The 26,881-nt window shown below is 30.2% G+C and carries 22 protein-coding genes, 1 tRNA gene and 2 pseudogenes; 18 read left to right on the top strand and 7 right to left on the bottom strand.

The features are described from left to right. Positions 1–94: 94 nt before the first annotated feature. Together ACUXVC_RS27910 and ACUXVC_RS27905 are read right to left on the bottom strand one after the other, a co-directional pair. Complete coding sequence (locus ACUXVC_RS27910) at positions 95–1,327, bottom strand: ATP-grasp domain-containing protein (protein ID WP_098661819.1); 1,233 nt, start codon at positions 1,325–1,327, stop codon at positions 95–97. Between the two features lie 77 nt (positions 1,328–1,404). Next, a tRNA-Thr gene (locus ACUXVC_RS27905) sits at positions 1,405–1,477 on the bottom strand. 148 nt (positions 1,478–1,625) lie between these two features. Here ACUXVC_RS27905 and thrS point away from each other — a divergent pair. The 15 genes from thrS (at position 1,626) to ACUXVC_RS27830 (ending at position 19,559) form a co-directional block, all read left to right on the top strand. Beyond that, positions 1,626–3,419, top strand: a complete 1,794-nt coding sequence (gene thrS / locus ACUXVC_RS27900; RefSeq protein ID WP_098661820.1) for a threonine--tRNA ligase — start codon at positions 1,626–1,628, stop codon at positions 3,417–3,419. A 32-nt stretch (positions 3,420–3,451) separates the two neighbouring features. Further along, complete coding sequence (locus ACUXVC_RS27895) at positions 3,452–4,861, top strand: His/Gly/Thr/Pro-type tRNA ligase C-terminal domain-containing protein (RefSeq protein WP_098661821.1); 1,410 nt, start codon at positions 3,452–3,454, stop codon at positions 4,859–4,861. Between the two features lie 40 nt (positions 4,862–4,901). Next, a complete protein-coding gene (locus ACUXVC_RS27890) occupies positions 4,902–5,234 on the top strand; it encodes a rhodanese-like domain-containing protein (RefSeq protein WP_098661822.1) in 333 nt (110 codons plus the stop codon). A 98-nt stretch (positions 5,235–5,332) separates the two neighbouring features. After that, a complete protein-coding gene (locus ACUXVC_RS27885; RefSeq protein ID WP_098661823.1) occupies positions 5,333–6,028 on the top strand; it encodes a hypothetical protein in 696 nt (231 codons plus the stop codon). Positions 6,029–6,106: 78 nt separating this feature from the next. Then, positions 6,107–7,423, top strand: a complete 1,317-nt coding sequence (locus ACUXVC_RS27880; RefSeq protein ID WP_176544107.1) for a hypothetical protein — start codon at positions 6,107–6,109, stop codon at positions 7,421–7,423. 4 nt (positions 7,424–7,427) lie between these two features. Further along, positions 7,428–8,138 carry a DUF6939 family protein gene (locus ACUXVC_RS27875; RefSeq protein WP_098661825.1) on the top strand — a complete coding sequence of 237 codons (711 nt, stop codon included), beginning with the start codon at positions 7,428–7,430 and terminating at the stop codon, positions 8,136–8,138. After that, positions 8,135–9,502: a phenylacetate--CoA ligase family protein gene (locus tag ACUXVC_RS27870; RefSeq protein WP_375853538.1), complete on the top strand. Its 1,368-nt coding sequence runs from the start codon at positions 8,135–8,137 to the stop codon at positions 9,500–9,502. The genes ACUXVC_RS27875 and ACUXVC_RS27870 overlap by 4 nt, the downstream gene beginning before the upstream one ends. Before the next feature lie 22 nt (positions 9,503–9,524). Then, complete coding sequence (locus ACUXVC_RS27865; protein WP_446026164.1) at positions 9,525–11,069, top strand: aminoacyl--tRNA ligase-related protein; 1,545 nt, start codon at positions 9,525–9,527, stop codon at positions 11,067–11,069. Continuing rightward, positions 11,026–11,601, top strand: coding sequence for a hypothetical protein (locus tag ACUXVC_RS27860; RefSeq protein ID WP_446026163.1), 576 nt, complete (start codon positions 11,026–11,028; stop codon positions 11,599–11,601). Before ACUXVC_RS27865 ends, ACUXVC_RS27860 begins: the two co-directional genes overlap by 44 nt. A gap of 215 nt (positions 11,602–11,816) precedes the next feature. Continuing rightward, the gene (locus ACUXVC_RS27855) at positions 11,817–12,902 is read left to right on the top strand and encodes an Ldh family oxidoreductase (RefSeq protein WP_098661782.1); all 1,086 of its coding nucleotides are present in this window, start codon (positions 11,817–11,819) and stop codon (positions 12,900–12,902) included. Then, on the top strand, positions 12,889–13,662 hold the full coding sequence (locus tag ACUXVC_RS27850; RefSeq protein ID WP_098661783.1) for an HpcH/HpaI aldolase family protein: 774 nt from the start codon (positions 12,889–12,891) through the stop codon (positions 13,660–13,662). Before ACUXVC_RS27855 ends, ACUXVC_RS27850 begins: the two co-directional genes overlap by 14 nt. 36 nt (positions 13,663–13,698) lie before the next feature. Continuing rightward, positions 13,699–14,931, top strand: coding sequence for an MFS transporter (locus ACUXVC_RS27845; RefSeq protein WP_098661784.1), 1,233 nt, complete (start codon positions 13,699–13,701; stop codon positions 14,929–14,931). Between the two features lie 35 nt (positions 14,932–14,966). Beyond that, positions 14,967–16,196, top strand: coding sequence for an ATP-grasp domain-containing protein (locus ACUXVC_RS27840; protein WP_446026162.1), 1,230 nt, complete (start codon positions 14,967–14,969; stop codon positions 16,194–16,196). 149 nt (positions 16,197–16,345) lie between these two features. Next, positions 16,346–17,191, top strand: coding sequence for an NAD(P)-dependent oxidoreductase (locus ACUXVC_RS27835; protein WP_098661786.1), 846 nt, complete (start codon positions 16,346–16,348; stop codon positions 17,189–17,191). A 1,453-nt stretch (positions 17,192–18,644) separates the two neighbouring features. Next, on the top strand, positions 18,645–19,559 hold the full coding sequence (locus tag ACUXVC_RS27830; RefSeq protein ID WP_446026161.1) for a Nif3-like dinuclear metal center hexameric protein: 915 nt from the start codon (positions 18,645–18,647) through the stop codon (positions 19,557–19,559). 398 nt (positions 19,560–19,957) lie between these two features. Here ACUXVC_RS27830 and ACUXVC_RS27825 read toward each other — a convergent pair whose 3' ends face one another. Continuing rightward, the gene (locus ACUXVC_RS27825) at positions 19,958–20,512 is read right to left on the bottom strand and encodes a GNAT family N-acetyltransferase (RefSeq protein WP_446026160.1); all 555 of its coding nucleotides are present in this window, start codon (positions 20,510–20,512) and stop codon (positions 19,958–19,960) included. A 456-nt stretch (positions 20,513–20,968) separates the two neighbouring features. Here ACUXVC_RS27825 and ACUXVC_RS27820 point away from each other — a divergent pair, with 456 nt between their 5' ends. Together ACUXVC_RS27820 and ACUXVC_RS27815 are read left to right on the top strand one after the other, a co-directional pair. Then, positions 20,969–22,348 carry an alkaline phosphatase gene (locus tag ACUXVC_RS27820; protein WP_098661790.1) on the top strand — a complete coding sequence of 460 codons (1,380 nt, stop codon included), beginning with the start codon at positions 20,969–20,971 and terminating at the stop codon, positions 22,346–22,348. An 829-nt stretch (positions 22,349–23,177) separates the two neighbouring features. Further along, positions 23,178–23,534, top strand: coding sequence for a DUF2726 domain-containing protein (locus tag ACUXVC_RS27815; protein ID WP_255289728.1), 357 nt, complete (start codon positions 23,178–23,180; stop codon positions 23,532–23,534). Between the two features lie 161 nt (positions 23,535–23,695). Here the strand turns inward: ACUXVC_RS27815 and ACUXVC_RS27810 are convergent. The 3 genes and pseudogenes from ACUXVC_RS27810 to terS form a co-directional block, all read right to left on the bottom strand. After that, positions 23,696–23,857: pseudogene (locus tag ACUXVC_RS27810) on the bottom strand (relaxase/mobilization nuclease domain-containing protein); the annotation flags it as partial. Between the two features lie 16 nt (positions 23,858–23,873). Then, positions 23,874–24,581 carry a hypothetical protein gene (locus tag ACUXVC_RS27805; RefSeq protein WP_098661791.1) on the bottom strand — a complete coding sequence of 236 codons (708 nt, stop codon included), beginning with the start codon at positions 24,579–24,581 and terminating at the stop codon, positions 23,874–23,876. A 941-nt stretch (positions 24,582–25,522) separates the two neighbouring features. After that, positions 25,523–26,099: pseudogene (terS, locus tag ACUXVC_RS27800) on the bottom strand (phage terminase small subunit); the annotation flags it as partial. 275 nt (positions 26,100–26,374) lie between these two features. Between terS and ACUXVC_RS27795 the strand changes: the two are divergent. After that, a complete protein-coding gene (locus ACUXVC_RS27795; RefSeq protein ID WP_113760479.1) occupies positions 26,375–26,554 on the top strand; it encodes a hypothetical protein in 180 nt (59 codons plus the stop codon). A 64-nt stretch (positions 26,555–26,618) separates the two neighbouring features. Here ACUXVC_RS27795 and ACUXVC_RS27790 read toward each other — a convergent pair whose 3' ends face one another. Further along, positions 26,619–26,876 (bottom strand): hypothetical protein, encoded by a 258-nt coding sequence (locus ACUXVC_RS27790; RefSeq protein ID WP_098661826.1) that lies wholly within the window; start codon positions 26,874–26,876, stop codon positions 26,619–26,621. Positions 26,877–26,881: the final 5 nt, after the last annotated feature.

Genomic DNA, 26,881 nt, shown 5'->3' with positions numbered 1-26,881 from the left:
ATTATCTTGAAGTTTTTGCACCAGAACCTTATTTAGTACTGCATTATAATCTACAAATTATCAGGAAATCAAAACCCGATTTTTAAAAAGTGGTTTAGCCAATAGAATCAGAAGTTATTTCTACACCCTTAAATTGTTTTAATAATTTCATATCATTCTCAACATATTCTTTTATATCTGATGAAAGATTGATGATACCAGCAACTTCATAGGATATTGTTGTATTTTTAACTTCCTGATTTATATCAACGAGCCATTGTATATTTGCTTCGCTTTGTAGAGAAGGAATATTAATTTTCTTTACTATACCATCAGTTTTTGGGAATTTAATCCATCCAGCATACTTTCTTTGTTTGAAAGCAGAAATCTCAATGGGATCTCCAAATTGAATTTGATACATAATCTTATTAAAATCTAACCCAATTGCATCCCTAATTGAGGGAACAATCCCTCCTCCTGCTGGTCGAGCAGCTATTTCAATAAAAACTAATTCATTTTCTTTAGTCAAAAATAATTCTAAGTGCGTAACACAATCCGGGGTGTTTAGAGCATTTAGTACCTTAGAGTTAAATTCTAGAACCTTATTTCTAACTGGATCTTCTTCATCTAAGATTAAACTTCCAACATTTTTTCCGTGCATTATCATTAAGTTGGGATAGGTATATTTACTTACTTCGGAAATTAGAATTTCTCCATTAATAACAACAGAATCACAATGATAAAAATCACCTTCAATAAATTCTTCCAACTCATAGACATCTAAATCAATATCATTATATTCTATTATATCAATGAAATGTTGAATATCTTTTATGATGTAAGTATTTTTACTCCCTTCTCCCTCGATAGGTTTTAAAACTTGTGGAAATGATAAATCGCTGAATTTTGATGCTAAATACTTATTATCCTTTAGTTCATTTGATAGTTTTTGGAAAGAAGGAACTCTAATATTATTCTCTTTTAATATATTTTTCATTACAATTTTATTTCTAAATGGATTAATTTGAGTCGGTTTAGGCCCTTTTAAATTAAAATATTCCCTCAATTCAGCTGCTAGTAATAAATCACATTCTCTTGTACATACAATAAACACATTTTCTTTAGAACTAGCTAATTTAATTTCTTTTTCTATAATCGGCTTAATTTCCTTAAAGTTAAGGGTTTTTACGTGTACTAACTCATCAAAAATATTTTTATATTCATCTGGGAATAATGAATAATATCTGTCATTTAAAATAAATACAAAGCGTTTTTCTTTCGGATTATAAAACTCATGGAAATTCCCTTTAAAATAGTTTTTCTGATCTAAAATAATATATGTTTTCATATATCTATACTCCCTTTTTAATTATAAAAAGCATTTTTACTAGTTTAGTAAAAATGCTTTTTCAATAATTTCAATAAAGCCAGCGACAGGGATTGAACCTGTGACCTTCTGATTACGATTCAGTTGCTCTACCATCTGAGCTACACCGGCGTCTAGATAAATAATACAATATTTTAAATTAATTGTAAATACTTTTTCTGAACATTTTATTAAATTAGAATATTCGTTTGATTTAATTACAATAAATGGGTTATTATGTTTTATAGAAATAATAAATATAAAAAAGGAGTAGGTACTTTTGAATAATAATTCACAGTCAACAGAATACGAAATACCAAAAGATTATGATCCATTGTTATTTAAGATTCGCCATAGCGCTGCACACATTCTTGCTCAGGCTGTAAAAGAAAGATTTGATTTTAATGATCAAATAATGTTTGCTATAGGCCCTCCTATTGAAGAAGGATTTTATTATGATTTTCTATTACCACGTTCTATAAATGAAGAAGATCTTGGGTGGATCGAATCTAGAATGAAAGAAATCATAAAAGAAAATCATATGTTCCAAAAGAAAAATATTACAGTTTCAGAAGCAAAGAAGAAGTTTGAAAATCAAAAATATAAATTAGAAATCATTAATGATTTAATCACTAAAGGTCATGAGGAGGTAACAATTTATCAGCAAGATCATTTTTATGATTTATGTCGAGGACCTCATGTAGAATCGACAGGAAAAATTGATAGTAGTGCAATAAAAATTTTAAAAACATCAGGTGCGTATTGGAAAGGTGATAATAAAAATGCAATGCTCACTCGTATTTATGGAACAGCATGGCTTAACAAAAAAGATTTAAAAAAATACATTTGGAAAGTGGAAGAAGCCTCCAAAAGAGACCATCGGAAAATAGGAAAGGAATTGGAGCTTTTCCATATTGATCCTACAGCTCCAGGTATGCCATATTGGTTACCAAATGGGTTAAAAGTATTAAACGAATTGATAAATTTTTGGAGAGAAGAACATGAACAAAATGGTTATCAAGAGATATCAACTCCATTAGTTAATGAAAAGAGTCTCTGGGAAACCTCTGGACACTGGGATCATTATAGAGAGAATATGTTTACAATTCCTGTTGACGAACACAGTACGTATGGATTAAAACCTATGAATTGTCCAAATGCAATGTTAGTGTATAACTTGAAAATTCGAAGTTATAAGGATTTGCCTTTAAGGCTCTCTGATGTAGATGTATTACACCGGAAAGAATCTTCAGGTTCTCTACATGGCTTATTAAGAACTCAAAAATTTCAACAAGACGATGCTCATATTTTCTTGACAGCAGATCAGATTGGTATAGAATTCAAAAACATTTTAGCAATTGCTAAAAAATTCTATGAAATATTTAACCTAAAATATACTTTCAGGTTAGGGACACGCCCTGTAGATTATATAGGTGATTTAGAAAGTTGGAATACAGCGGAAAATACATTAAAAGAACTCCTAAACGAAATGGTGGGACAAGAAAATTATTATATTGAAGAAGGTGATGGAGCTTTTTATGGTCCTAAAGTAGATATTATTATGGAAGATGCGATAGGAAGAAAATGGCAAATGGGGACTATTCAATTAGATTTCCAATTACCAAGAAGGTTTAATTGTACTTATGTAGATTCAAATGGAAATAAACAGCATCCTATAGTAATTCATAGGGTTATTTATGGATCGCTAGAACGTTTTATGGGAGTACTTATAGAACATACAATGGGGAAGTTTCCTTTATGGTTGTCTCCACTTCATGTTAAAGTAATCCCAGTCACAGAGACATTTGATAAATACGCTCAACTTATTGTTGATAAATTAAAGATAAATAACATAAAAACAGAATTATCAGACTCATATGACGGTCGTTTGAATGCGAGGATTAGAGAGGCACAGTTAATGAAAACCCCTTATATGCTTATTATCGGTGAAAAAGAGCTAGCTAATTCAACTGTCAGTGTGAGAAGAAGAGATGGAGAAAACATTGGTGAACTTAATATCGAAACATTTATTGACAGAGTAAAAAAAGAAATCAATACTAAGTTGAATTTTTAATACTAAGATTTAAGGGAGGTTTGCTAAAACTGATGGAGGAATTGCTAAACAGGGATCAAGTTGTAACAAATATAACATCAAAACATATCGTTCTACTTCCTAGTAGCGGGGAAGAAATTGTTATAAATAAAGATAATTTAAACAATATTAAGGATTATAAAAAAGTATATAAGCTTGTAAAGCATAAACTAACCAAAGCGGCTAATTCAGAGAAAGATAACGTTAATAATCACATACAAAAGTTTGGATGGATAGGATACGAACCAGCGTCAGATAGTGGCCATTTACGATATTATCCTAAAGGATCTTTAATATTTAGTCTTATTAAAGATTGGCAGGAAGAATTACTGCTTAATACTTTAAAGGCTGCAGAAATAAAAACCCCAATTATGTATGATTGGTCTAAAAATGATATTAAAAGTCAAGCAGGAACATTTTACGAAAGATTGTATTATGTTAGTACACATAATAAAGATAAGGATTATGTTTTAAGATTTGGGGGTGACCTTGGTTTATTTAGTATGTTAAAAGATATGAAAATTTCATATAAAAATTTACCCCTTAGATTTTATGAATTTACAAACAGTTTCAGAAATGAAAGAAGAGGAGAATTAAATGGCATAAAAAGAGCTAGGTCATTTTCTTTTTTCGATATTCATAGCATATGTGAAAACTTATATAGTGGATGGAAAGAATATAGTTCCTTTTTTAAATTTCAAGCTGATTACTCCAAACAACTCGGAATAGAATTTGCAATTGAATTTACTGTTGAAGAAAAATTTTATAAAGAATATAAAAAAGAAATTCAAGAGTTAGCAATCTATATAGATTCACCAATATTAATTGAAATAATTTCTTCTAAAAAACATTATTGGGCAATTAAACATGTTTTTTACGATGATAATAATTATAAATTTTTCAACTCACAATTAGATTTCGACAACTCTGATATATACGGTATATCGCACACTTCAAAAGAAGGGCAAAAACACGGATGTACAATTTGTCATCATTCTTTAGCTTCAATAGAAAGATGGATTTGTATTTTTTTAGAAAGAGCAATTAAAATGGAAAAGCCTGTTATGCCCATATGGCTTGCACCAACTCAAGTTCGTTTAATTCCATTAAATAATCAAATGACTCAAAAAACAGATGAAATCTTCGAAATATTAAATGCAAGTAATATTAGAGTAGATATCGACGATAGGTTTCGGAAAAGTATAGGATCGCGGATTAAAATGGCTAGTGAAGAATGGATCCCCTATACTTTAGTTGTGGGAGAAAAAGAATTAGAAACAGAAAATTATTTTTTCAAATGCAGGCATACAGATGATAAATATATGTCTATTGAACAATTAATAAATGATGTACGAAAATATACTGAAAAGAAACCTTTTAGACCTATATTTAATAAATTCCTTTCAGAATCGCCTACAATATAAAGAATAACTTTCTGTATTTTTTGTGAAAAGGTGGGGGGATATGATTTATTTCATTTCTACATTACTCTTTTTTCTTTTTTATTCAGTATATAAACATTTAATACTGCCATTGTTTTTTTTGAAGAAGATATCTCTTAAAAAAAATTTCATTGGAAATTTTAAGATAATAGATGTAAGAGACTCTATTACTTCATATAATGAACCATTTATAGGAGCAGAAAATATTCCTCTTTCTATTTTAAATAGAGAGATTAAAAAGCTATCTTTAAAAAATGAGATATTAATTGTAGTAAAAAATAAAAGACAAGCGCGATTAGCAACAAAAATATTTTTAAAAAAAGAGCGGAAAAATTATAACTTTTTAATTGTATAGTTTTAACAAAAATGTTTACATATTACTGCTTTTCGAATATAATATATTTTGTATTCGAAATTTACTGAATAATTTAATATTAGGATGGGGGAATTTTTGTGTTAGAACAAACAACGATTAAAGTAGGTACTGGAGAAATTCATGTTGAAAAATTACACCAAGGAGATATCTTTGATGTCACAGAAGGTATGTATCCTAGTAAATTAATTGGTTACACTGGAGAGGGAGTTTTAAAAGTAGGTGCTAAGACTTCAACTACATATGGATATGTTCAAAGTGGAACCGTCAAAATTAAAGGTCAAAAAGAATGGGAATTAGAAACAGGTTACTACTTTAGCTTTAACGAAGAAATTGAAGTCAGTGGAAATGGATCTGCTGTATTCTATGAAAGATATGGTTTTAATGGACCGTTTAATATCGGAGGCCCTGTAGAAAAAAGAGGCCGTTTAGCTTACATTGATGGATGTAGTGATTCTTTATTAGTATATCCTCCACGTTTAGGGGATCCTTGCTTAAATTTATTGGTATTCCCAAAAAATATTCATCAAACAATGCACATCCACCCATCAGTTCGCTTAGGATTAGTTATCGAAGGGAAAGGTGTATGTATTACTCCGGAAGAAACGATTGATTTAGTAGAAGGATCTGTATTCTGTCTAGATGAAATGAAGCAGCATTGTTTCCATACAGATGAAAACAACCATATGAAAATTGTGGCATATCATCCTGACAGTGATTGGGGTCCATCAGATGAAAATCACCCAATGCTAAATAGAACGTTTATCCAAAAATAAATTTGTTTGATATTGAGGTAAAACCATATGGGTTTACCTCAATATTTTTGCAACATAAAAATGGAGGGGAAATTTGATATGACAACAAAAAATATAATAAAACCTAATACTATTCATGGTCCAGTAAAGCTACCTTTAAAAATAAATAATGAATATTCCGATTTCAATTTGTGGTATTTTGAATTTAATGGAGATAGATGGGTTGCATCTATTAAAGGCGATATTGACCCAAATAAACACATCCCACTACGTATCGAATCAGCTTGTATCTTTGGACATGTATTCCATTCTGATAAATGTGATTGTGGTTATCAGTTAGATAAAGCCCTAGAACGGATTCATAGTCTTGGGGAAGGAATGGTTATCTATGGAATTGATCAAGACGCACGCGGTTTAGGGATAGAAGCTCATTTTAATATATATGTCCTAAGACAATTAGAAAATTTAGATACTGATGGTGTATATGGACGATTAAATAAACCTGTAGATGCAAGGAGTTATGATCCTGTTGCATTCATTTTAAACAAATTTAATATAAAAAAGGTATTATTACTTTCTAACAATAGAAAACGAATTAAATTCTTAAAAGAAAATGGATTTGAAGTCCAAAATGAAAAACTTGAGGCTCCATTAACCAAAAATAACATGCCAACTTTAATGCTTGAAAAAGAAGATTTAGAATATGATTTCTCATTTAAGACCCATGGTGATTGGTTAAAACCTATCCAAGATAAAGTAGATGGGAAACAAGATGTAACTATAGGTCGTTTAGTTTTTGAAACACATAAATTACTAAATGAAGTAACAACAGATAAAAAAGATCAATGGGGAATGGCTTACAATTTATATGAGGAGTATGGACATGAACAACAAGAACAAAATTCAAATTATGTAGCTTATAGTACGGACTTTCCTAGAATTGATGAATTAAATATATATAAAAAAATGGGTGTAACAACATTAGTAGTTCCGTTTGCTAAAATCCCTAATTGGCTTAAGTTAGCTGGTGAAGAATATGGTATCCATATCCAAGATTGGGAACGTAAAAATAAATATCAACATGATCGTGAACAATGGAATTTAGTACAAAACAACGACCATTTTGATGTTTACATTAAAGATGGTAAAGTAAGATATTTACAATTACAAGGTAAAGAATCTTCATTTTCACTAAATCGTATAAAAGGTTTATATCAAGAAGATGTATTTAAATACTCCTCCCAAACATATTTATATGAAGTGCAGAATAAACATTGCCATTGGTTAGAATTTGAATTAATTAATGAAGGTACAGCTAGACAATTGAATAAAAAATTAATTTCAGAAAATAATCTTATACTTAAAAAAGATAAAGATTCAAACTTATATTATCTTGGCAATTACAAAGGGGAGTAGTTGTATGAGTAAGGTACTAGATCTTATTAATACTATGGCCGTAGATAGAGCAACAGGGGAAAAACTATTACTTGATAATAATAAATACCTTTGCATTGATAGTGCTGATGTAGCACCAGAATCTATGAAAAAATATAAAAGCTTTAACCCTTTTAACTACAATAAGTATCTTACATACCCAGTTCCAAAAATGAATGACTTTTTTTCTCATTCTATTGAAAGTATCTGGCAAGGGTTAAAGATTATAGAGAATAAAACTGATTTTAATCTATTTAAAGTACAACCATATAAAAGACCTTCCATGGTTGAGAGAGAAAATAAAGATTTTTACTATGAAAATACACAGTTTCTATATGGAGATCAAATAATAGATCTCTTAGAGGCTCGTTTTTTGATATACTGTCCGGTTTATTTGTATAACTTGGAAAAAATTTGCCCAAAAGAATTAATTAATACTATTGGTGATGCTATTAATCAAAATAAAGTTGTTATCTTTTATGATTGGGATGATAATTTTCAAATTGAAGATGTATCATCCCCGTTTAGCCATTCTTCCCTACTAGCTGCTTGGTTTAATGGCTCTTTAGAAACAACATTATTAAATAAGGCAAAAAACTATCTCTCAAATTCATTTTATCAAGAATTTGAGAAAATATATTTTCAATATACTCAAAGGTATACTCAATTTCATGAAAGAGGAAGATGTTTAGGATGAAAATGCCAGAAACAGTAGCCAAATATTTATACTGGAAAACACAAGATTTACGGGGCAGAAATGAAATCAAACAGCGACTCGAATGGTTAAATGAAACACAATGGTGGACTCCTAAACAGCTCCAAGAACTTCAATTTGAAAAGTTCAAACAAACCATAGAGCATGCATATAATACTGTACCTTATTATAAGCGTTTATTTGAAGAAAGAGATATCACCCCAAATGATATATCTAGTTTTAAAGATATAAAGAAACTTCCTTTATTAACACGAGAAAAACTTTTAGACAATCAGAACATGTTGGTTTCAACAGAAGCTGATTATGATACCCTACAAACCAATTTCAGCAGTGGTTCTACCGGGAGAAGAGCAGAATTTAAACAAGATGTCAATTTTAGATTATGGATGAAAGCACATCAACTTCGTACATATCAATGGTGTAATAATTGGGATTTGGGAAAACCTTTTGTATTACTATGGGGATCTGAAATTTATTGGTCTTTCAAGGAAGTTATTGATAAAGCCGAAAATTTGATGACCAATCGTAAAGAATTCAACACATTTAATTTAAGTAAAGATTTAATTAGTGACTTTTTAATAAAGTTATGTAAATATAAACCTTACTTAGTAAGTACATACACTAATGCAATGTATTTGATAGCAAAGGAAGCTGAAAAACAAAATTTACAAATAGAAGGTTTGAAGGCTATTCAAGCTACCTCAGAACCTGTACCTATCGCAATGAGAAAAGACATGCGCAGAATATTTAATTGTGAGGTATATGATAAATATGGTAGTAGAGAAACAAATATTATTTCTCATGAAAGTCCTAATCATGAAGGTAATCTTATTCAAGTAGAAAATGTTTTTGTAGAGTTTTTAAATGAAAAAGGTGAAGATTGCCAACCGGGTGAAAAAGGACGTATTGTTGTTACAACCCTTAATAATTTATCTATGCCACTCATAAGATATGAAACTAGTGATTTAGCTTCTCCTTTAGAAGGTTATTGCTCTTCTGGTCTAGGGTTTCCTAGAATGTCTGATGTACATGGTAGAATTCAAGATTTAATATTAACACCAAGTGGAGAACATATAGATGCTTATTTCTTCTCCTTTTTATTTATGCGTTTCAAAGAAATACATTGGTTCCAAGTTGTTCAACAAAAAATAGATCACTTGCTAATTAGATTGTATGTTCCAAATGGGGTATCACAAAGTATCTTAGATGAAATTACTAATAGAATTCATCATCATACAGGTTTTCCATACAATCTAGAATTTGAAAAATTAAATAAAATGCCAGAATCTCCAACTGGTAAATTTAGATTATGTATTTCAGAATTGGGTGCGTATACATGGAAGTGATATATACATGATATTTCCAAAGTTGATTGATTCTGTAGAAAATATTGAGACTGAAACTCATCGCCAAAAACATAGCACAAAAGATTTCTTGAAATGGGATGCAAAAAAAAGAAAACAGCTAGTTATTGATGACATTATTGCAAAAGAAAACTACTATACACAGGGGGAATTTTCTTCTGCCTTAAAAAAAGCCAATATTTTAGATAACAAAGCTGTTAATTTACCAGGCAATCTGGTTTTATTACCTTATGGAGTCAAATTAATTAAATTATTTTCAAAATATATAGAAGCGGCCTTCGAAAAGTATAACATGCAGGAATATTCATATCCTGTAACAGCTCCTTTAGATATTTTTGAAGCTGAAAAAAATTTTTTCAGTCTACAAAATAAACTTTTATATATTGCAAGTGATTCAGAACTAGAACAAAGTACTCCTAGAGGAGTACTTTGTCCAACTGGAGAAGCTACCATTTATACTCATTGGAGTAAAGAAGTTAAAAATATTTCTGATTTACCTATAAAAATGTATAGAAGAACCAGTTATTTCAGACCATTCTCTTCTGGAAAACATGCTGGAAGAGGGGTTTTTCGTTCATTAGAAGCGGGTGATGTATTCGAATTTCACTCCTGTTTTTCAGAGAAAAGTCAAGCCCTTCTAACTATAGAAGAGTATTTCAAAATGTTACGTGAAATATCAAACCAATTGTATGTGCCAACTTTATGGACAATTCGCCCGCCATGGACCAATAATGAAAGTTTATTTGAATGGTCAATTGGTGGAGATGTACCATTACCAACTGGAAATACAGTCCAAACGACAACTTTATACAATCAAGGGGAGGTATTTTCTAGGGCATATAATATTACTTTTAAAAATGCTAACAAGCAATATTACACACAACAAGTCACAGGTTGTGTAACTAGAAGACTTATTTTAGCTCATTTAATGCTTGGAATAGATGTTGAAGGGAATTTATTCATTCACCCAGATTTATCTCCTACACAAATATCTATCATTTTCAAGAAATATAACGTTGTTAACGATCATCCAATTTATAAATTTAAAGATATTGTATCTGCTAAATACAGAGTAGAGTCCGTATTTACTGATGATAAAAAAACAATTCTTAAAAACAGGAAAAAAAATAAGATACAAGGGGTTCCCTTAGAAATATTTATTCAGGATAAAAGGCATAGTACTGACAAATATAAAATAATATTAACAAGATCTGATACTTTAGAAGAAGCAATACTATATGTTGATTGCATGGAAGATGTATTAAACTCAATTTCTCCTGTAATAAAACAAATAGGAACTACCTTTGAACAAAAAATGGATAAATTCTACAAAAATCAGTTACTAGAATTAAATAATATAGAGCAAATAAACAGTGAGAAAAATAAAGTAAAGATATTTCCTTTATTATTTAATAAAGAATGTTGCCTAAAAGTAGAAAGTTTATTTAAAGGAGAAATATTAGGTTTTACAGAAATGGACAGTGAAGAAAACTGTATATTAACAGGTGAAAAAACAAGCTATAAAGCTATTTTTTCTAGAAGGATATAGTATAAGAAAAATGAGGGATAAAAATATGAAAACAAAACTGATTTTAATAACAGGTGCTCCTGGTGTAGGGAAAACAGAAACAGGTAAGAAATTAATAGATTTTTGTCCTGATAGATCGGCTTTAATTGATACAGATAATATCGTAGGTATTCAGCCATTTAAAATAGACGATGATTTCTATGAATTGGTAGGTAAAAATCTCAAATCTTGTATTACAAATTTCCATAATCATAACTATAAATTAATTATAGTTACTGGTGTATTAATACCTGAGGGGATTTATAAACAAATAATAGATTTTATTAGTGACAACAAAAAATTTGAATATGTAATATATGGACTTCAAGCAAACAAAGAAATCATAATTAATAGAATTGAGAATGATATTAAACCTCAAAATTCATATCAAAGAAAACAATGGTTACATGTAAATGATGAAATTTTGGAAATTAAAGGTTTAAAGACTATTGATACTAGCACGCTTACTATAGATGAAGTTGTAAATACTATTAGAGAATTAGAAGAACTTTAAATCTTAAGTAAAATACTAAATTCGAATGTTTATAAGAGATAATTATGTACAAGCTGCCCAACTGGCTACTCTTTTGAACGAAATAAAATTACTCTAAGAGGTTATATGTTAAGAAATGAATTTCAACTGTATACGTAAGTATAGTTGAAATTACTTAAGATCTTTCTTATCTGAGTAAATTAAGAATACTTTTTTAGGATTATTCAAAAAAGAAGGTGTTTAATATTACCAATATAGAATCCGTTATTGAACTTGAAATTAGCTATGTAAGAAAGGTCTGTTTGAAACTACTAGTAAACAAGGGTACTCCTTTAGACATTGCGGAAATAGTTGTAAGTCACTTGATCACTAGTGAAATGGAGGGGCACTTATCACACGGGATTTTAAGAATATTAGAATACGTGAAAAAAATAGAAAACGGTTTAATTTCCGTAAAATCATCCCCTACAATACAGAAAGTAAGCAATCTGTCCAGCATGGTTATAGGAAATAAAAGTTTTGGAGCACTCACATTAAATTATGCGATAGAAGAACTCTTGGAAATTTTAAAAAAACAATCTATAGCAATTGTAGGGATTCAAGAAAGTAATCATTTGGGCAGAATAGGTCATTTGACCTCACAGATATCAAGTAAGGGATTTATAACATTAGGATTTGTAAATTATATGGGGGGAGGACAAAATGTTCCTGTATGGAAAGGAACAGAAGGTAGATTTTGTACTAATCCCATCACTATAGGTTTTCCAAAAACAAGTTTATTTGATTCGATTGTCATAGATATGAGTACAAGTAATGCTGCAGAAGGAAAAATCAGAAAACACAAAATATACAATCAAGCACTAAGTGACGAAACTTTGATTGATAAAAAATGGAATTACGTAAACAATCCAGATAAATTTTACAAAGAACCAAGAGAAGTATTTTTGGCTCCACTGGGTGGTAAAAACTATGGATATAAAGGATATGCATTGGCTCTTGCAGTAGAAATATTAGCTGGTATCCTTACAAATTCAGGGTTTTCGCAAGAGAGTTCGAAAGATAACGATGGTAATGGTGGTCTTTTTATTGCTATAAAACCAGATATTCTGGGGATAAGTGTAGAAAAAGTCCTTTCAGATATTGAGGATTTAATTTCATATCTCTATGAATCGGAAACTTTAGAAAAAAGTGTCTTGCTTCCAGGAGAAAGATCCAGAAAATTATATAAAAAAAATGAAAGCAACGGATATTTAGCAATAAAAAAACAGCTATGGGATAAAATTTTATTTATATCAGGAGAGGATAATTATGCATCCACTTAAAAAAGTCGAGAATACAACCAAAATGAAGTTAGCGAAAAATCAGACTACTATAGGGCTATTTCATGTTTCAAATAATTCGATGATCGCTGAAGCCTGTTCAACTTTACCAATTGATTGGATTATGATTGATTTAGAAGCATCTACCGCTTCTAAAGAAAGTACATTACACATATTACAGGCATTAAGTGGTACAAATGTTACCCCTCTTGTTAGAATACCCTTTCTAAAAAAACATTATATTGAATCTTTTTTAGATTTAGGTGCTCATGGAATCTTGGTTCCAAAGATTGAATCTAGAGAGGAGGCTCAGGAATTAGTCGATTCCTTTTATTACCCTCCAAATGGAAAAAGAGGAATAAACCCTATTCGTGCTACAGGATATTTTAGTAATACAAATACTTATTTAGATGAAGCAAATAAAAATCTTTTATGTATGATTCAAATTGAAACTTTAAAAGGAATTGAAAATATTAAAGATATTGCTAGTGTGCAAGGTATTGATGTGATTTTTATTGGTTGTGGAGATTTAGCTTCTGATTTAGGGACGCCAGGAGATTTTACAAGTCAAGAATTTAATGAAGCACTAAATAAAATATTAGACGAGACTTTAAAATCCGGAAAGATACCGGGTATTTTTGCATATAATATAGAATTTGCTAAACAGTATGCCCAACAAGGATTTAAATTTATAGCAATCGGAAATGAAATTAAATCCTTAACAAATGGAATAGAAAATGATATACAGGAATTTTTCAAATAAAATTATTAAAAGTAACCTGTAAGGATTGATTAGAATATGGAAATTTTTAAAAGCAGAAACTCTTTTTTATTTATACTAGCAACAGGAATTACTTCGATAGGAGATGGTATGTACTTTATAGGCCTTTCCTGGCTTGGTTATTCTTTAACTGGAAGTGCTGGATCTGTAGCAGTAATTGTTGCCCTAGGAACATTGCCAGGACTGATAGCGTCCCCTTTTTCTGGTGTAGTAGCAGATAGATTTAACCGGAAACTAATAATTATATCCATGGATATATTTAGAGCAATAGTGTGTTTATTTATTCCTGCGATTATGTTATTTGGAGACCTTAAAATTTGGCATTTATATATTGTAGCTATAACTCTTACACTAGGAAGTAATTTTTTCCATCCAGCTTTATCGGGATTAACAAAGTCATCCATACCTAAAAATTTAATAATACGCGTTATTAGTGCCAATGCAACTCTACTGCAATTAGGTATGATAATTGGTTCTGGTCTTTCAGGATTTATTATTAGTCAAACCTCTGTTGAATATATTTTTTATGTTAATGCACTTACATATTCCATATCAGCTCTATTATTTGCCTTTATGAAATATGAATATATAAAAAAGGATTCCACCCATAAAAATATATATCAGCAATTTTTTTCTGATTTTAAAGAAGGTTTAAACTATATATTCAATAACAAGTTCTTAGTTCACGTTTTTATTATTGGCTTTTTCCCTGGTATCGCTATACATGTTCTTAATTCCTTATTAAGTGCTTATACTAAAGAAAGCTTACACTTAGGTGTTAAGGAGTATGGATTACTAGATTCCTCGTATGCCCTAGGTGCTGTATTTATGGGTTTATGTATATCTATTATTAATAAGAAATTTACTAGAAAAAATGCTATTACATATTCCTCTTTACTATTTATGTTTAGTTTCTTAATTATAGGATCTGCACCAAACTTTTTTATTGCGGTTATTGGCTTATTCCTTTTAGGACTGACAGTAATGCTTGAAGGTGTTAATAGGAGAGGCTTATTAATTGAATATGTCGATAATGACTATATAGGTAGAGTGCAAAGTCTAAATTGGACTGTCTATTCTTCATTAGCTCCAACTTTTGCTATAATCACCGGATTTTTATCAGACCATTTTGGTAATAGACAAGTATTTTTTCTTCTGGCTATTATAGCTATGCTAGTATTTTTGTATGCAAAAAAATCACTGCAACTTCCCTCTAGCATAGAAATTAAAAAAGATACGTATAATCAATAATTATATTTATTTTGTATTATAAAGGAGAATTAACTATGAATGATAACCACATTATACTGATTTTTGGGGATAAATGGCATTTGATGTCACTTCAGAATAAAGGCTTTAAAGTGACAAATATACTATTGAAGGAGACATATGCATTTAAGGATCCCTCCAGTGATACTTTTATGTTATCTGAATCTACAATTGTTTTAGAAAATATAAAACACCTTGAAGCCTATGTGAGTCTTCTATGTAAAATACACAATATTAAAGCTATCATATCTTTAACGGATACAAATGATGGTGTTTACCATGCTCATTATTTATCTCAAAAATTTAACATCGGAAACCCTACACAGATTAATCCATTAAAAAGTGTTGAACTACTCAAAAATAAAGGATTGACAAGAAAACATTTAGAAGACCATGGAATTAATTCTATACCATATAAAATTGTGTCTTCATCTGAAGAAGCTATTGCTTTTTTTAAAGAACATAACAGCTCATTTATTTTAAAACCGTTAGACTCACAAGGCAGTCAATATGTTAATAAAGTGGGAAGCATTGATGAGATTGAAAGATATTTTAAAAGGATAGAATTATCTAACATTTTAATGGAAGCGTATATAGAAGGGCAAGAATTTAGTGTAGAAGCAGTAAGTTTTAAAGGTAAACACCATATTTTAGGTATTACAGAAAAACAAATTTTAGGGCATAACGATTTTGGTCATAATACATATGTAGAAAAAGGCCACACATTCCCTGCCCCTATACTTGAAAAAGATAAACAATCTATTGAAAATTATGTAAAGACATTGCTAGACTCTCTTGAAATTAAATCGGGTCCAAGCCACACTGAAATCAAGTTAACCACACAAGGTCCTATATTAATAGAATCTCACTTAAGACCTGGTGGAGACCTTATACCTAGGTTAATAAAAATATCTACAAATTTGGATATATTTAGTTTAGCCGTCGAATCTTATTGTAAAGAGACACTCTCTCTAGATACAATTGAAAAAAAACTAGAAGCTAGTATTTGCTTCCTCACTCCCAAACCTGGAAAAATAAATGACATTATAATTCCAGAATCACTCAAAAATAATCCAGAAATTTATAAATTGAATTTAAAGAAAAAAATAGGAGATACTATTTCAATAATTACAGAAACAAAAACTCGGAATGTCGGATATATTGTAGTTAAAGGAGACCAAAATACTTATGAGAAAGCAAACGATTATATAAATACTGTTAAAATAAAAACTTCTAATATCAAATAAAATTTCAATTCATTTGATATAGCATTTTATAATATATTTCCCATCAAAATTCACATAAATATTCCAATTTGTATCTTTTTTTATTTAAAAAGATGTAGTTTTAAATATGAAAATATAAATGAAACTTTATTTATTATTTAGGAGGAAAAATGAATAAAATAAATATACTGATGATAGGATTGGGTAATTTTGGATTGCCTATAGCGAAAAATTTAATTGCCTCTAATTATAATATATATTGCACATTAATAGACGGCCATGGTAAAAAAGGTATGGAAAAAATAATCCCTTTTGGTGGAAAATTCATAAAGGAAAGTGATTTCCAAAGTATAGATGCGTTAATTCTATGTTTACCTAGACCGAAAGATGTTCAAGCAGTCATCCATAAACTGAGAGATAAGATACCAAAAGTGATTATTGACTTATCTACTGGTGATCCAACTATAAGCAGAAACCTAGAAAAAGATCTTAAAAGTGATGGCATTACATATATTGACTCCCCAGTATCAGGTTCAATCGAAGATGCAAGGAATGGTAATCTTACGTTGTTCGCTGGAACAAAAAGTTCTATTAATGTACCTATTAAGAGAATACTACAGACAATAGGAAAAAATATCTATTTTTTTAATCAGTGTGGTAATGGCCATAAAGCAAAATTGATTAACCAATTGATACATCTCTCTAATATAGCAATTATTGGTGAGGCAATAAAAATCGCTAAATTATCTGACTTAGATCTTAATACCCTTATTTCTTCTTTAAAAACTGCATCTGCAGGAAGTAAAATGCTGGATAGATTTGGTGATAGCATTATTAAAAATGAATTCACTCCGCATTTCAGTTTGGAATTAGCTAATAAAGATTTAAACCTATTAAATCATTTTATAGAAAATTCCCATTATAAATTGTTGTTTGGAGAATTAGTTAGGGAAATATATAAAGAAAAATTGGATGAAGGTAAAGGAAGTTATAATTTCACGATTGTATGTGAGTAGTATAGTTCTCAATTAATAAATGCTTCCAATACGATTCATCCATGCTAAGGGGAATGACAGGGTTCTTACTATACACGGCTAAGTAAACCCCTTTAATTGTATAAAATAGTAATATTATTTACTAAAACTGTTCCCAAAATTGTACAATAACCCTGTCATTATCCCATATTCATCAACTTTAGAAATAAAACAAAAAAGGTATTAAAACACTTTTAAAACGCTATTTTTTTCTTAAAAAGAAGCATACCAAATAAACATAGATGGATATCATTTTTAAGAATTATGTAGTTTTCTTGTTTTTTTATTCATAGACAACACCATAATATCAAAGACTGTTTTCTTCTTATACCGATGAGATTTCTCTCCATTCTTCTTTTTCCTTTTCCTTTTCCTACAATCTTCTTATGTCGCTTTTGAATTTATTTTTTATCACCAATATAAGCATGTTTTAATTCAAATGTTTTTTTGTTCTGTTTCACATTAATTTATATATATATTTGTATTTAATTTCAATTAAAAAATATTCTGTATTTCATTTAAGTATTTCAATAAAAAGTAACATCTATTATAAATATATACCCCCTCCAGTCGTAAGGTATTTAAGCAATCCATATTAAATGTTTTGTCATCAGTATCTCTTATCCCAACTTAAAAGTTGAAAAATTTCCACACTGTAAATAGGTACCTTGGATACAAATTTGCAGGAAAGCAAAGAAGAGGTGTTTATAAATTTTCTTTTCTTTCCTTTTTTGTTATAACGGTAAAGAAAAATATATATAGCAAAACTACTTTTATATTTAAATTTTCATGTAAGTTCTCAGGACTGAGTAAATTCCCCTATTGTAACGATACAGCCTATTACATTATCAGACTAAAAAATTACTTGTGTCCCTTTGATTAAGCCGGATCTACATGGCAGCTAAGTGTAACATATCTTTAGAATCCTTCGACAAATAGTCGTAGTTCATCCTGAAGGGAGAGAGTTATAACAAAAATGCCTCTTTTGTAATCTATCTTATTTAAATAAAATGTTATTTTTAGTACTTTGGGTAAAATCTCTGAAGTTGGTGATAGACCTACAAATAATTTTATGCAAATGATTCGGAGAAAAGTTACTCCTATTGTAATGCTTCTTATTAATTCTAAAGGATAATGAAGAAATTTATAGCTATACCAACTTAAATCCTAAATATGCTCAGATTGCTGCTACCATTTTATATACCTACAATAACTTTTACTTAGGAATTAAAACAAGTTAGTTCCTTGGTTTCAGACAAAATTACTTTATATTAAAGGATAGTTTGTATTCAAAATATCCACACTTCATTTTTTGAAAAATAAGGAATATTTTTTATAATAGATATTCGATTGCATGTTAAAATACTACTAACACTAAACGGAATTATTTTTGTAATACATTAATAAAATTTGGATTATTTGGGGGAATAATTTTATGGTTGAACTAAAGGAAATAGTCTCTAAATTAGACGATGAACTTGACATAAAATCATTTGGAAAAGATTCTTCTTTTAGTCGATTCATTCCAAAGGTTTATGAACCTTTAAACTTTGAGTGGCAAACCAGTTTTGAAAAAGACTTTGTCGAATTATTTAATGGTTTGATGTTAAAAGGGAGTTCAATTGTTGAGAAAGTTTTTCTTGCTGTTTTCCCTACCGATAAAGTATTAGAACGGTTTATAGAGGAAAGCAATAGTGGAGACTTATTATTTATGCACCATCCCTTGTTGATGGAATGCGGCGACCCAAAAGGGGAATGGGGAAAAGGATTCTTACCAATAAAAGAAAGATATATCACTAAAATTAGAGAGAAAAATATATCGGTTTATACTTGCCACATCCCCTTAGATTGTCATAAGCAATTAGGAACTAATATAGCAATAGCAAAAGCACTAAATGCACAAATTCTTGCTGATAATACATTAAATAAAAAAAATGAATATGTCTTATATTGTAGTATTGAAAAAACAACAACTACCAATCTGATTTCCATTTTAGAAAATACTTTTGAAATTCCTTATGTTGATTTTGAGGGAAAAAAATTAGAAGACATTCAAAGGATCGCGATTGTTGCTGGTTGTGGAGATGTAGTAGACTGGATGAAAAAAGCAGAAGAAAATGGTATCCAAGCCTATATTACTGGTGAAATTCATTGCCATATTGGTAATGATTATGGTAAAAAAAAATATAAACAAGTAATGGAATACGCTTCAAACACTTCAATGTCTTTAATCGGTGTTTCCCACTCAGCATCAGAATATCTTGTCCATAAAACTTTGATGAAAGATTGGTTCGAGAAAAACTTTAATATTAAGACAGTCTTAATTCCACAAGAAAAATGGTGGGTATAGATGTAGTAAATGGCATCGTTGCATGCCCATCAAGCTAAGACTTTGAAGTACCCTTAAAATGAAAATCTTCTTTTTCTATGGTTAGCTACTTTGAGCAGACAGCTCTTTATTTATTTTTGAAGTGAATTTACCTTCTTATGCTAATGGGTGGGTATTATGAGCCCCTGTAGTACTTTATTAATATATTATTTATAAAGTATCTACCTCTAAATATAATTTACAGGATTAAGGTGGTGGAAATTGTATTTAGAGGTAGATGAAAGAAGGGAGACTTTTGACATAGTTTCATACCATGCAAAAAACATTTTAAATTCAATAGAGTTCTTTAAGGTACTTCAACAAAATGGGGCATTATTAGCCATACATAGAAAACCTAAAAGAGTAATGTCTACTAAAGGTTACCTAATAATTTTTTTGTAGAGGAATTCATCATAGAATTGATTTTCTACCTTAATAGATTTAGGTAAAAAACCATATTGCTCAAATCCGTACTGTTCTAAAATTTTACTTTCCTTCAAAAGAATTGTAGTCGCTTCTACTTGCTCAAGTTTAGGAACTAGTAGGGCTTCATCTAAAATTCGTTGGATGAGTAAATGATAAACTTTTTCTTCATCGCAAACAGAGTTATCAATATAGCATCCATAAAGGTAAGCCCTATGATTAATATGTATAGGTTCGTATCGATGAAATCCTAGAATAGCACATAACTTTTCATTATAAAATGCACCTAAAATAAAGTTTCCTATTTTATTTCTATCTTTCAGAATCTCACATACATTCTCATTTGACCGGTCTTGTTCTTCAATTACATCCCGATAGTAGCGCTCTGGGTATTGTTGAAGAGCTTGCAGTCTCATCGATTGATAACTTTCAGAATCTTTTGATGAGAGGTATCTTAATTCTAACGAATCTGTGATTTTAGATTTTTCTATTGATATATTTGAAAAAGACATAATTCCTACCTCCTAATAATTATCTTTTAATATATTAAATTTCAAAGCTTAATTTTAATTTTAAAATATCCTGACGTTTTTTTCAATTAAATAACAGAATATTTTTATAAATAGAGACTGATTTATGCATAATTGATTTATTGACAGTGATACTGTCAATATTTATTGCTTTCAGGCATTATATTTGGGTTACGGAAAAAATTAAATGGTTGATATACTACTACAAGAAACGGAATGGAAAAATTAGGAAACAAAGAAGACATTATAAAAACTAGCACTATTTTTCCTAAAAAAATCTTTTAGATATTTAAATAACTATTCTTAATTATATGTATTAGTTTTAACACTAAAATAACATTTAAAATTATTAATATTCAGATTATTATATTGACTTTTACAAAAAAAGTAATGTACATTAGTAATGGTAAATTAAAACAATTTTGAGGAGGATTTAATATGAAAAAGATTGTGCAGAAAGCTGGACCATTATTAGCATTATCGACTTTAGTATTTACTTCTACTATAGGGTGTAGTGTGGTAGATTCAGATGAAAAAGTTGCAGAAGCTAGCGGGACAAAAATTAAAAATGTAGTTGTTTTAATTGGGGATGGGATGGGTCCCTCTTCCATGGTAGCGCACCGTTATATGAAAGACAATCCGAATACAAAAGAAATGGAGAAAACATCATTTGATCAATATTTTATTGGAACACAAATGACATATCCGGAAGATGAGCATGAAAATATTACAGATTCAGCTTCAGCAGCAACAGCGATGTCTACAGGGGTTAAAACATATAATGCAGCAATTGCGGTGGATAATGATAAACAACCAGTAAAAACCGTATTGGAACAAGCGAAGGAAAAAGGAAAAGCAACAGGTCTAGTTGCGACTGCTCAAATTACACATGCAACGCCAGCAGCATTTGGTGCACACAATGTAAGCCGTAAAAATATGAATGAAATTGCGAATGATTACTTTGATGAAAAAGTGAATGGTAATCATAAAGTAGATGTTCTTCTGGGTGGTGGTTTAGATAATTTTGTACGTGATGACCGGGACTTAACAGAGGAGTTTAAAAAAGTAGGATATAGCTATGTAACAAATCGTGAGCAATTATTAAATGACAAAAATGAGCAAGTTTTAGGTTTATTTGCACCAGGAGGCTTAGATAAAGCAATTGACCGCGATATAGAAACGCCTTCCTTAGAAGACATGACAAAAGCAGCAATTGACCGTTTAAACAAAGACAAAGATGGTTTCTTTTTAATGGTTGAAGGTAGCCAAATTGACTGGGCTAATCACGATAATGATGTAGTTGCAGCAATGAGTGAAATGGAAGACTTTGAAAAAGCATTCAAAGCAGTGATTGATTTTGCAAAAAAAGATAAAGAAACGTTAGTTATAGCTACTGCAGATCATTCTACTGGTGGTTTTACTGTTGGAGTGGATGGCAACTTCAACTTTGATGTAAGCGTTTTAAAATCAGCGAAACGTACCCCAGATTTTATGGCAAAGTTAATTGTGAATGGGGCAAGTGTCGAAGAAACATTAAAAACGAATGTTGATTTAGAATTTACGCCTGAAGAAATTGCATCAGTAAACAAAGCAGCTCTAACAAAAGATGTAAAACAAATCGATAATGCAATTGAGAAAATCTTTGATGTACGCTCTCATACAGGATGGACGACTAGTGGTCATACTGGTGAGGATGTAGGTGTATATGCGTATGGACCAGGAAAGTACGCATTCTCTGGTTTACAAGAAAATACAAACTTAGCGAAACGTGTATTTGATATTCTTGGTGGTGGGGATCCTAATAAAGATCGCTATTAATGAAGTAAAACAGCCAAGCATTGTTGTCGTACTTTTGTTTTTTGTTTAATAAAGAAAAAAGAATTATTATATTTTTTAAAAATTTTTTATTTCAAATATAAACCGAATTTTTATCTAACTCCTTTAGGTAGACAGATAAAAAATAAGAATCTGTTTATCTAAGGAGATTATTTTTAGTTCTAGTGCAAATATATTAAGTTCTTGAAGCACTTATACGGACTTCTGGTGAAATCGAGGTTTACACAGTAATTTCAAGCAACTGATGGATAAATTCTTTATGATTTTGAACAGATTAATTTCGTGAGATAAATTGCTGTTTTTGCATCATATGCCTTGGTACACGGCAAGAATTTATTCTTACTTAAGCTTAGGTTGATGTGCATGGGGGACCACCAGATTTTAACGAAAATATACGAATAAACTTCGACATAAAAGAAGTCAAATTTTTTACTCTAAGAAACTTTCGGCCCCAATTCGTTTAAGTTAGTTGCTACTTTGTTTTCTTCATATTTTTTTACTATTTTATATATGTTCTTGTGGTAATAAGGGAGAAGTCACCCTTTCGAACTTTAGAAGTGGGAACAGATGTAAGGAATGTGCTATTAAACGATTGAGAAATAATTACGAGGATGTCAAGAGGGTATTTAAAGAATATGGTTGTACATTACTAACAACAGAGTATAAAAGCTCAACATTTCAGAAATTAGATTACATCTGTTCTTGCGGAAATCATCATTCTATGAGATTTCTATCATTCCAAAGAGGTGAAAGATGTCCTCGATGTTCATCTATTTCTAAAGGCGAAAAGGCAATACTGCATTTTCTTCAAATGAACAGTATTCAGCACAAGTACCAATTTATTATGAAAGAGTGTAAGAATATTAATCCTTTACCATTTGACTTCGTTGTTTTTGATGGGGCAAACTCAATTAAGTGTCTTATCGAATTTGATGGAAAGCAACATTTTACTCCAATAGAAAAGTGGGGAGGAGATGAATATTTTGAGAAAATAAAGAAGCATGACAAAATCAAAAATGAGTATTGTCATACTAACGGCATTCCTCTTTATAGGATTTCATACAAAGAACTGAGGAAGGTGAAGGCGATTCTTACAGAGCTATTACTAAAGAATAATGACAAATGTATTACTAAATATCTGGCAAAAGTAGATAGTTTAACAGGTTGAAGAAAAAAATTTGAGCATGTTTTTTCAATATCAAAAACAATTAATTTTGTGAATGAATACACTTAAACAAACGGGAGCTATAGTGAAATAAGAGCGTATAAAAATTCCATCTAACTCTAAAACTTAGAATCTATTTTAATCTAACATTTAAATATTCATATCTCTCTCTTGTAATCAACTAAAACACTTTTAAAATCTCTATCTATCGTTTCAATATTACATTCATATAATGTGACTAATTCTTCGTTTGTTTTATGGTCTTGCATACTTTAATTAATGACAGCTTTCAAATCCTTGGCTTTTTGTATTTTTACAATCGACATTGTAATCAATCCTTAATTAATAAATTTCATATTCATCTAATATATCTTTCAATTCAAACCAATCATCATCTGAAAAAACATTATCGAGTTTGGACAACTTAAATTTCACTTTCTGTGCAAAAATAAAAATGCTATCGGCCAATTTTATTAATTGATTATCATCTAACTTATATAGCGTATCACCATATAAATATTGCCATACATATTCTGTTACTTCTTTATCTTGTTCAGGCGAGTTTTCTATACATTCTATAATATAAACAAAATCTTCTTTTATCTTCTCATACACTTCTTCTAATAGTAATTTCTTTGGTATCTCCAGTTGATTTTCCATTAGTGATTTAATTAATTTTTCCTTTTGCTTTTTACTTAAGCTATCGCTATTAAACTTGGTTTTAAAATCCAGTAATCGGTCATATTCTGTATTCATAATATTTATGATTTTCTTCTGATTAACTCTAAGGAAATCAATATCCTTATCCGTGTAAATTCTATCTGTATTGATCCTTCTAATTAAGCTATTTATATTCTTTCCAATATAATTTATTTCTTTAGTTAAATCTCTATAAGCTTTCATATCCACTTCAAGTTTGAAAAATGATTTTGCACTAGCAACTAGAAATGCTGAAACATTTTTATAGCCCAACTCTTCAGATTTATTTTTAATGTATTCTTTATCATTTTCGGTTAATCTCATTTGAAAATAAGTGTTAGTTCTAACCATATTTTATTTCCTCCTGATACTTAAATTTATTAAGCAATTTATCGAGCGACGCGACAACAAATATATAAGTGATTTTGAAAAAATCGCTTATATATATTTGTAAAGGTCGTAGGAATCTCCTACCAAGTCAAAAACAACGTTTTTGGGGTTTGGCATGCCAAACCCGTAGCTTGCCCTTTGCTAAAACTTCCATATTCCCTCTTCAAAATCATACCATCTTTTCCAGTTCAACCGCATAATATGTTAAATATTTCATAAAGAAGTTGGTATGCAAATGGTGACCATAGATGATAACATAAAGATCGTAATGGAAGTCGTAGCAAAAACCTTTAAATTATAAGAGCAATCCTTATTACATGTTTTAAAATCATTAGCAAAGTTACTGGAAAATAAAGAACAACCTCCAAAAAATTATATTCTTGATTAAAGCATCAAAGTTGGTAAACAAAAAAGCAACGAGCTTATTAAAAAACATGATAAAGATGGTAGTGTAATTGCTTTAGATGAAAATTTAATTAAGTGGCAAAGAGGATTATTCTTTCTTCTTCTCCGCAGCACAAGCAAATATAATCAAAAAAGCATTAAAAATGTGGATTTGAAATAAAGTCGTACCGTTTATAAAAATGATGAACCGAAATCGGTACTGTTGCAAAGCTATCTAAATGAGAATACACTCTAGTGTCTTATTAAAAAAATGTTTTAGACTATAGAAAAAAGTATTAGACTATTAAAAAATAGCTGTAGACTGAAAAGGTGTTTTTTGTATATGAAAGTACTTTTCGCTAACATAAAAAATCTCACAAAACATTTAAAAGTCCCTTCAGAGTACTGAAGGCATTTTCTATTCACATAATCAGTGTTTTGGTTGTAAATCAAAAAGCTACTGATTTTCTTGAATAAATAGAAAATACTTTTCTTTTTCTTTTATTTACTTTAATATCAATAAGCTGTGACAATGTAGTCATCGTCCTGGATTGAACGTCCATAAATGTAGCCTGTTTATCCCAAGCAAACTGAATCTCGTATTCTACTTCTCCAGCAGATAAAGATGATTTTTCTTTCTGTAATTCCTTCACCATGTCGTTATGGCGCTTAACTAACATGATTCATTGTACCCGTACTATAGCGGCATACTGGATTATAATGTTTTCCCATAGCATCATATCCATCAGATCTTTCGTTGCGATCTCTTCCATAAAATCCACAACTTCTTCAGGGAAGTGTTTACGAAAGAATCCATGCGGCATAGCGTTATGGTTCTTTTTAGGAGCGCCATGTCCCGTGGCATTCTTATTACCCCATTTAGGATTCTTGTTCCCTGAATTCCCCACTGCATTCTTATTACCAACGGGTGCACCTGTTTTCTTTTGTGTGCGTACTTTTTCGTCTTTTGTATGCACAATATCTGGTCTTTCATGACTTTACGGTATTTACACTTACCTCATATTTTTCAGCCAGTTCCTTATACTTCATGCCTTGCATGTAATCTTCTTGAGCTAGCTCGTGTTTTTGCTTCACTTCACATCACCCACCACCTTCTATATTAATAAGAAGAAACTCGTTATAACTCCCCCTCATGGTAATCCCTAATTTAGTATTGAAATTTTCTAAAACTCGATGTATTATATTTTTGTGTTTTTCTCAGTTCCCAAGCCGAGAATACATCATCACTTCTGAAAAGGACCCGAACTCCATCGGATTCTTTTTGTAAAATAAAAAACATCCATTATATGAACGCTTCATGTTATTATGATAAAGCTGTATTAATTCAGATTGATATGTAGGTGAAACTAATGGAGAATAAACAACCTGAACAAAAGTACGATCTAAGCAAGATATACACATACACAGAACATCCTGACAAAATCAGCGGTCGCTGTGATAATTGCGGAAATACTGCATTCAAAAGTTCCGTTAAAAATTTCATCTTTTTAAGAGAATGCCGTCATTGCGGCATGAAGAAAATCATCTAGCCCCTAGGTAGGGGGGCTTTATAAAATAAAAAAGTAGCTGTTAGGCTACTTAAATTCCGTCTTATCACCAAATAAAATGATACATATATTCTCCCGTTATACTTTCATCAACTCCTGCAACTCTAGCAAATCTCATCAAGTCAGCACCCTGAAGGAAATACATTATTAGCATAACTGGCACCCGTGACCACATAAACCGATAAAGCTCATCCACCCTTTGCTTAGTCGTAACAATTAAATCATTCGCAGGTCCATTAATCCATGCAGTTGTCCTAACTGAAGTAAACGGAAGATCTTTCCCATTAACCACTATCCTCGCCATAATTT

The organism is Bacillus sp. N6, assembly GCF_052805735.1.
The sequence above is the reverse complement of the archived record's forward strand: the minus strand, read 5'-3'. Positions and strand labels throughout refer to the sequence as shown.

What these genes read in the sequence shown, in the direction of transcription:
- ACUXVC_RS27805 (WP_098661791.1), bottom strand. Translation starts at nt 24,581, where the DNA reads ATGGTTAGAACTAACACTTATTTTCAAATGAGATTAACCGAAAATGAT.
- ACUXVC_RS27835 (WP_098661786.1), top strand. Translation starts at nt 16,346, where the DNA reads ATGAATAAAATAAATATACTGATGATAGGATTGGGTAATTTTGGATTG.
- ACUXVC_RS27825 (WP_446026160.1), bottom strand. Translation starts at nt 20,512, where the DNA reads ATGTCTTTTTCAAATATATCAATAGAAAAATCTAAAATCACAGATTCG.
- ACUXVC_RS27790 (WP_098661826.1), bottom strand. Translation starts at nt 26,876, where the DNA reads ATGGCGAGGATAGTGGTTAATGGGAAAGATCTTCCGTTTACTTCAGTT.
- ACUXVC_RS27910 (WP_098661819.1), bottom strand. Translation starts at nt 1,327, where the DNA reads ATGAAAACATATATTATTTTAGATCAGAAAAACTATTTTAAAGGGAAT.
- ACUXVC_RS27830 (WP_446026161.1), top strand. Translation starts at nt 18,645, where the DNA reads ATGGTTGAACTAAAGGAAATAGTCTCTAAATTAGACGATGAACTTGAC.
- ACUXVC_RS27875 (WP_098661825.1), top strand. Translation starts at nt 7,428, where the DNA reads ATGAGTAAGGTACTAGATCTTATTAATACTATGGCCGTAGATAGAGCA.
- ACUXVC_RS27850 (WP_098661783.1), top strand. Translation starts at nt 12,889, where the DNA reads ATGCATCCACTTAAAAAAGTCGAGAATACAACCAAAATGAAGTTAGCG.
- ACUXVC_RS27880 (WP_176544107.1), top strand. Translation starts at nt 6,107, where the DNA reads ATGACAACAAAAAATATAATAAAACCTAATACTATTCATGGTCCAGTA.
- ACUXVC_RS27845 (WP_098661784.1), top strand. Translation starts at nt 13,699, where the DNA reads ATGGAAATTTTTAAAAGCAGAAACTCTTTTTTATTTATACTAGCAACA.
- ACUXVC_RS27890 (WP_098661822.1), top strand. Translation starts at nt 4,902, where the DNA reads ATGATTTATTTCATTTCTACATTACTCTTTTTTCTTTTTTATTCAGTA.
- ACUXVC_RS27795 (WP_113760479.1), top strand. Translation starts at nt 26,375, where the DNA reads ATGGAGAATAAACAACCTGAACAAAAGTACGATCTAAGCAAGATATAC.
- ACUXVC_RS27895 (WP_098661821.1), top strand. Translation starts at nt 3,452, where the DNA reads ATGGAGGAATTGCTAAACAGGGATCAAGTTGTAACAAATATAACATCA.
- ACUXVC_RS27820 (WP_098661790.1), top strand. Translation starts at nt 20,969, where the DNA reads ATGAAAAAGATTGTGCAGAAAGCTGGACCATTATTAGCATTATCGACT.
- ACUXVC_RS27815 (WP_255289728.1), top strand. Translation starts at nt 23,178, where the DNA reads ATGAACAGTATTCAGCACAAGTACCAATTTATTATGAAAGAGTGTAAG.
- ACUXVC_RS27840 (WP_446026162.1), top strand. Translation starts at nt 14,967, where the DNA reads ATGAATGATAACCACATTATACTGATTTTTGGGGATAAATGGCATTTG.
- ACUXVC_RS27870 (WP_375853538.1), top strand. Translation starts at nt 8,135, where the DNA reads ATGAAAATGCCAGAAACAGTAGCCAAATATTTATACTGGAAAACACAA.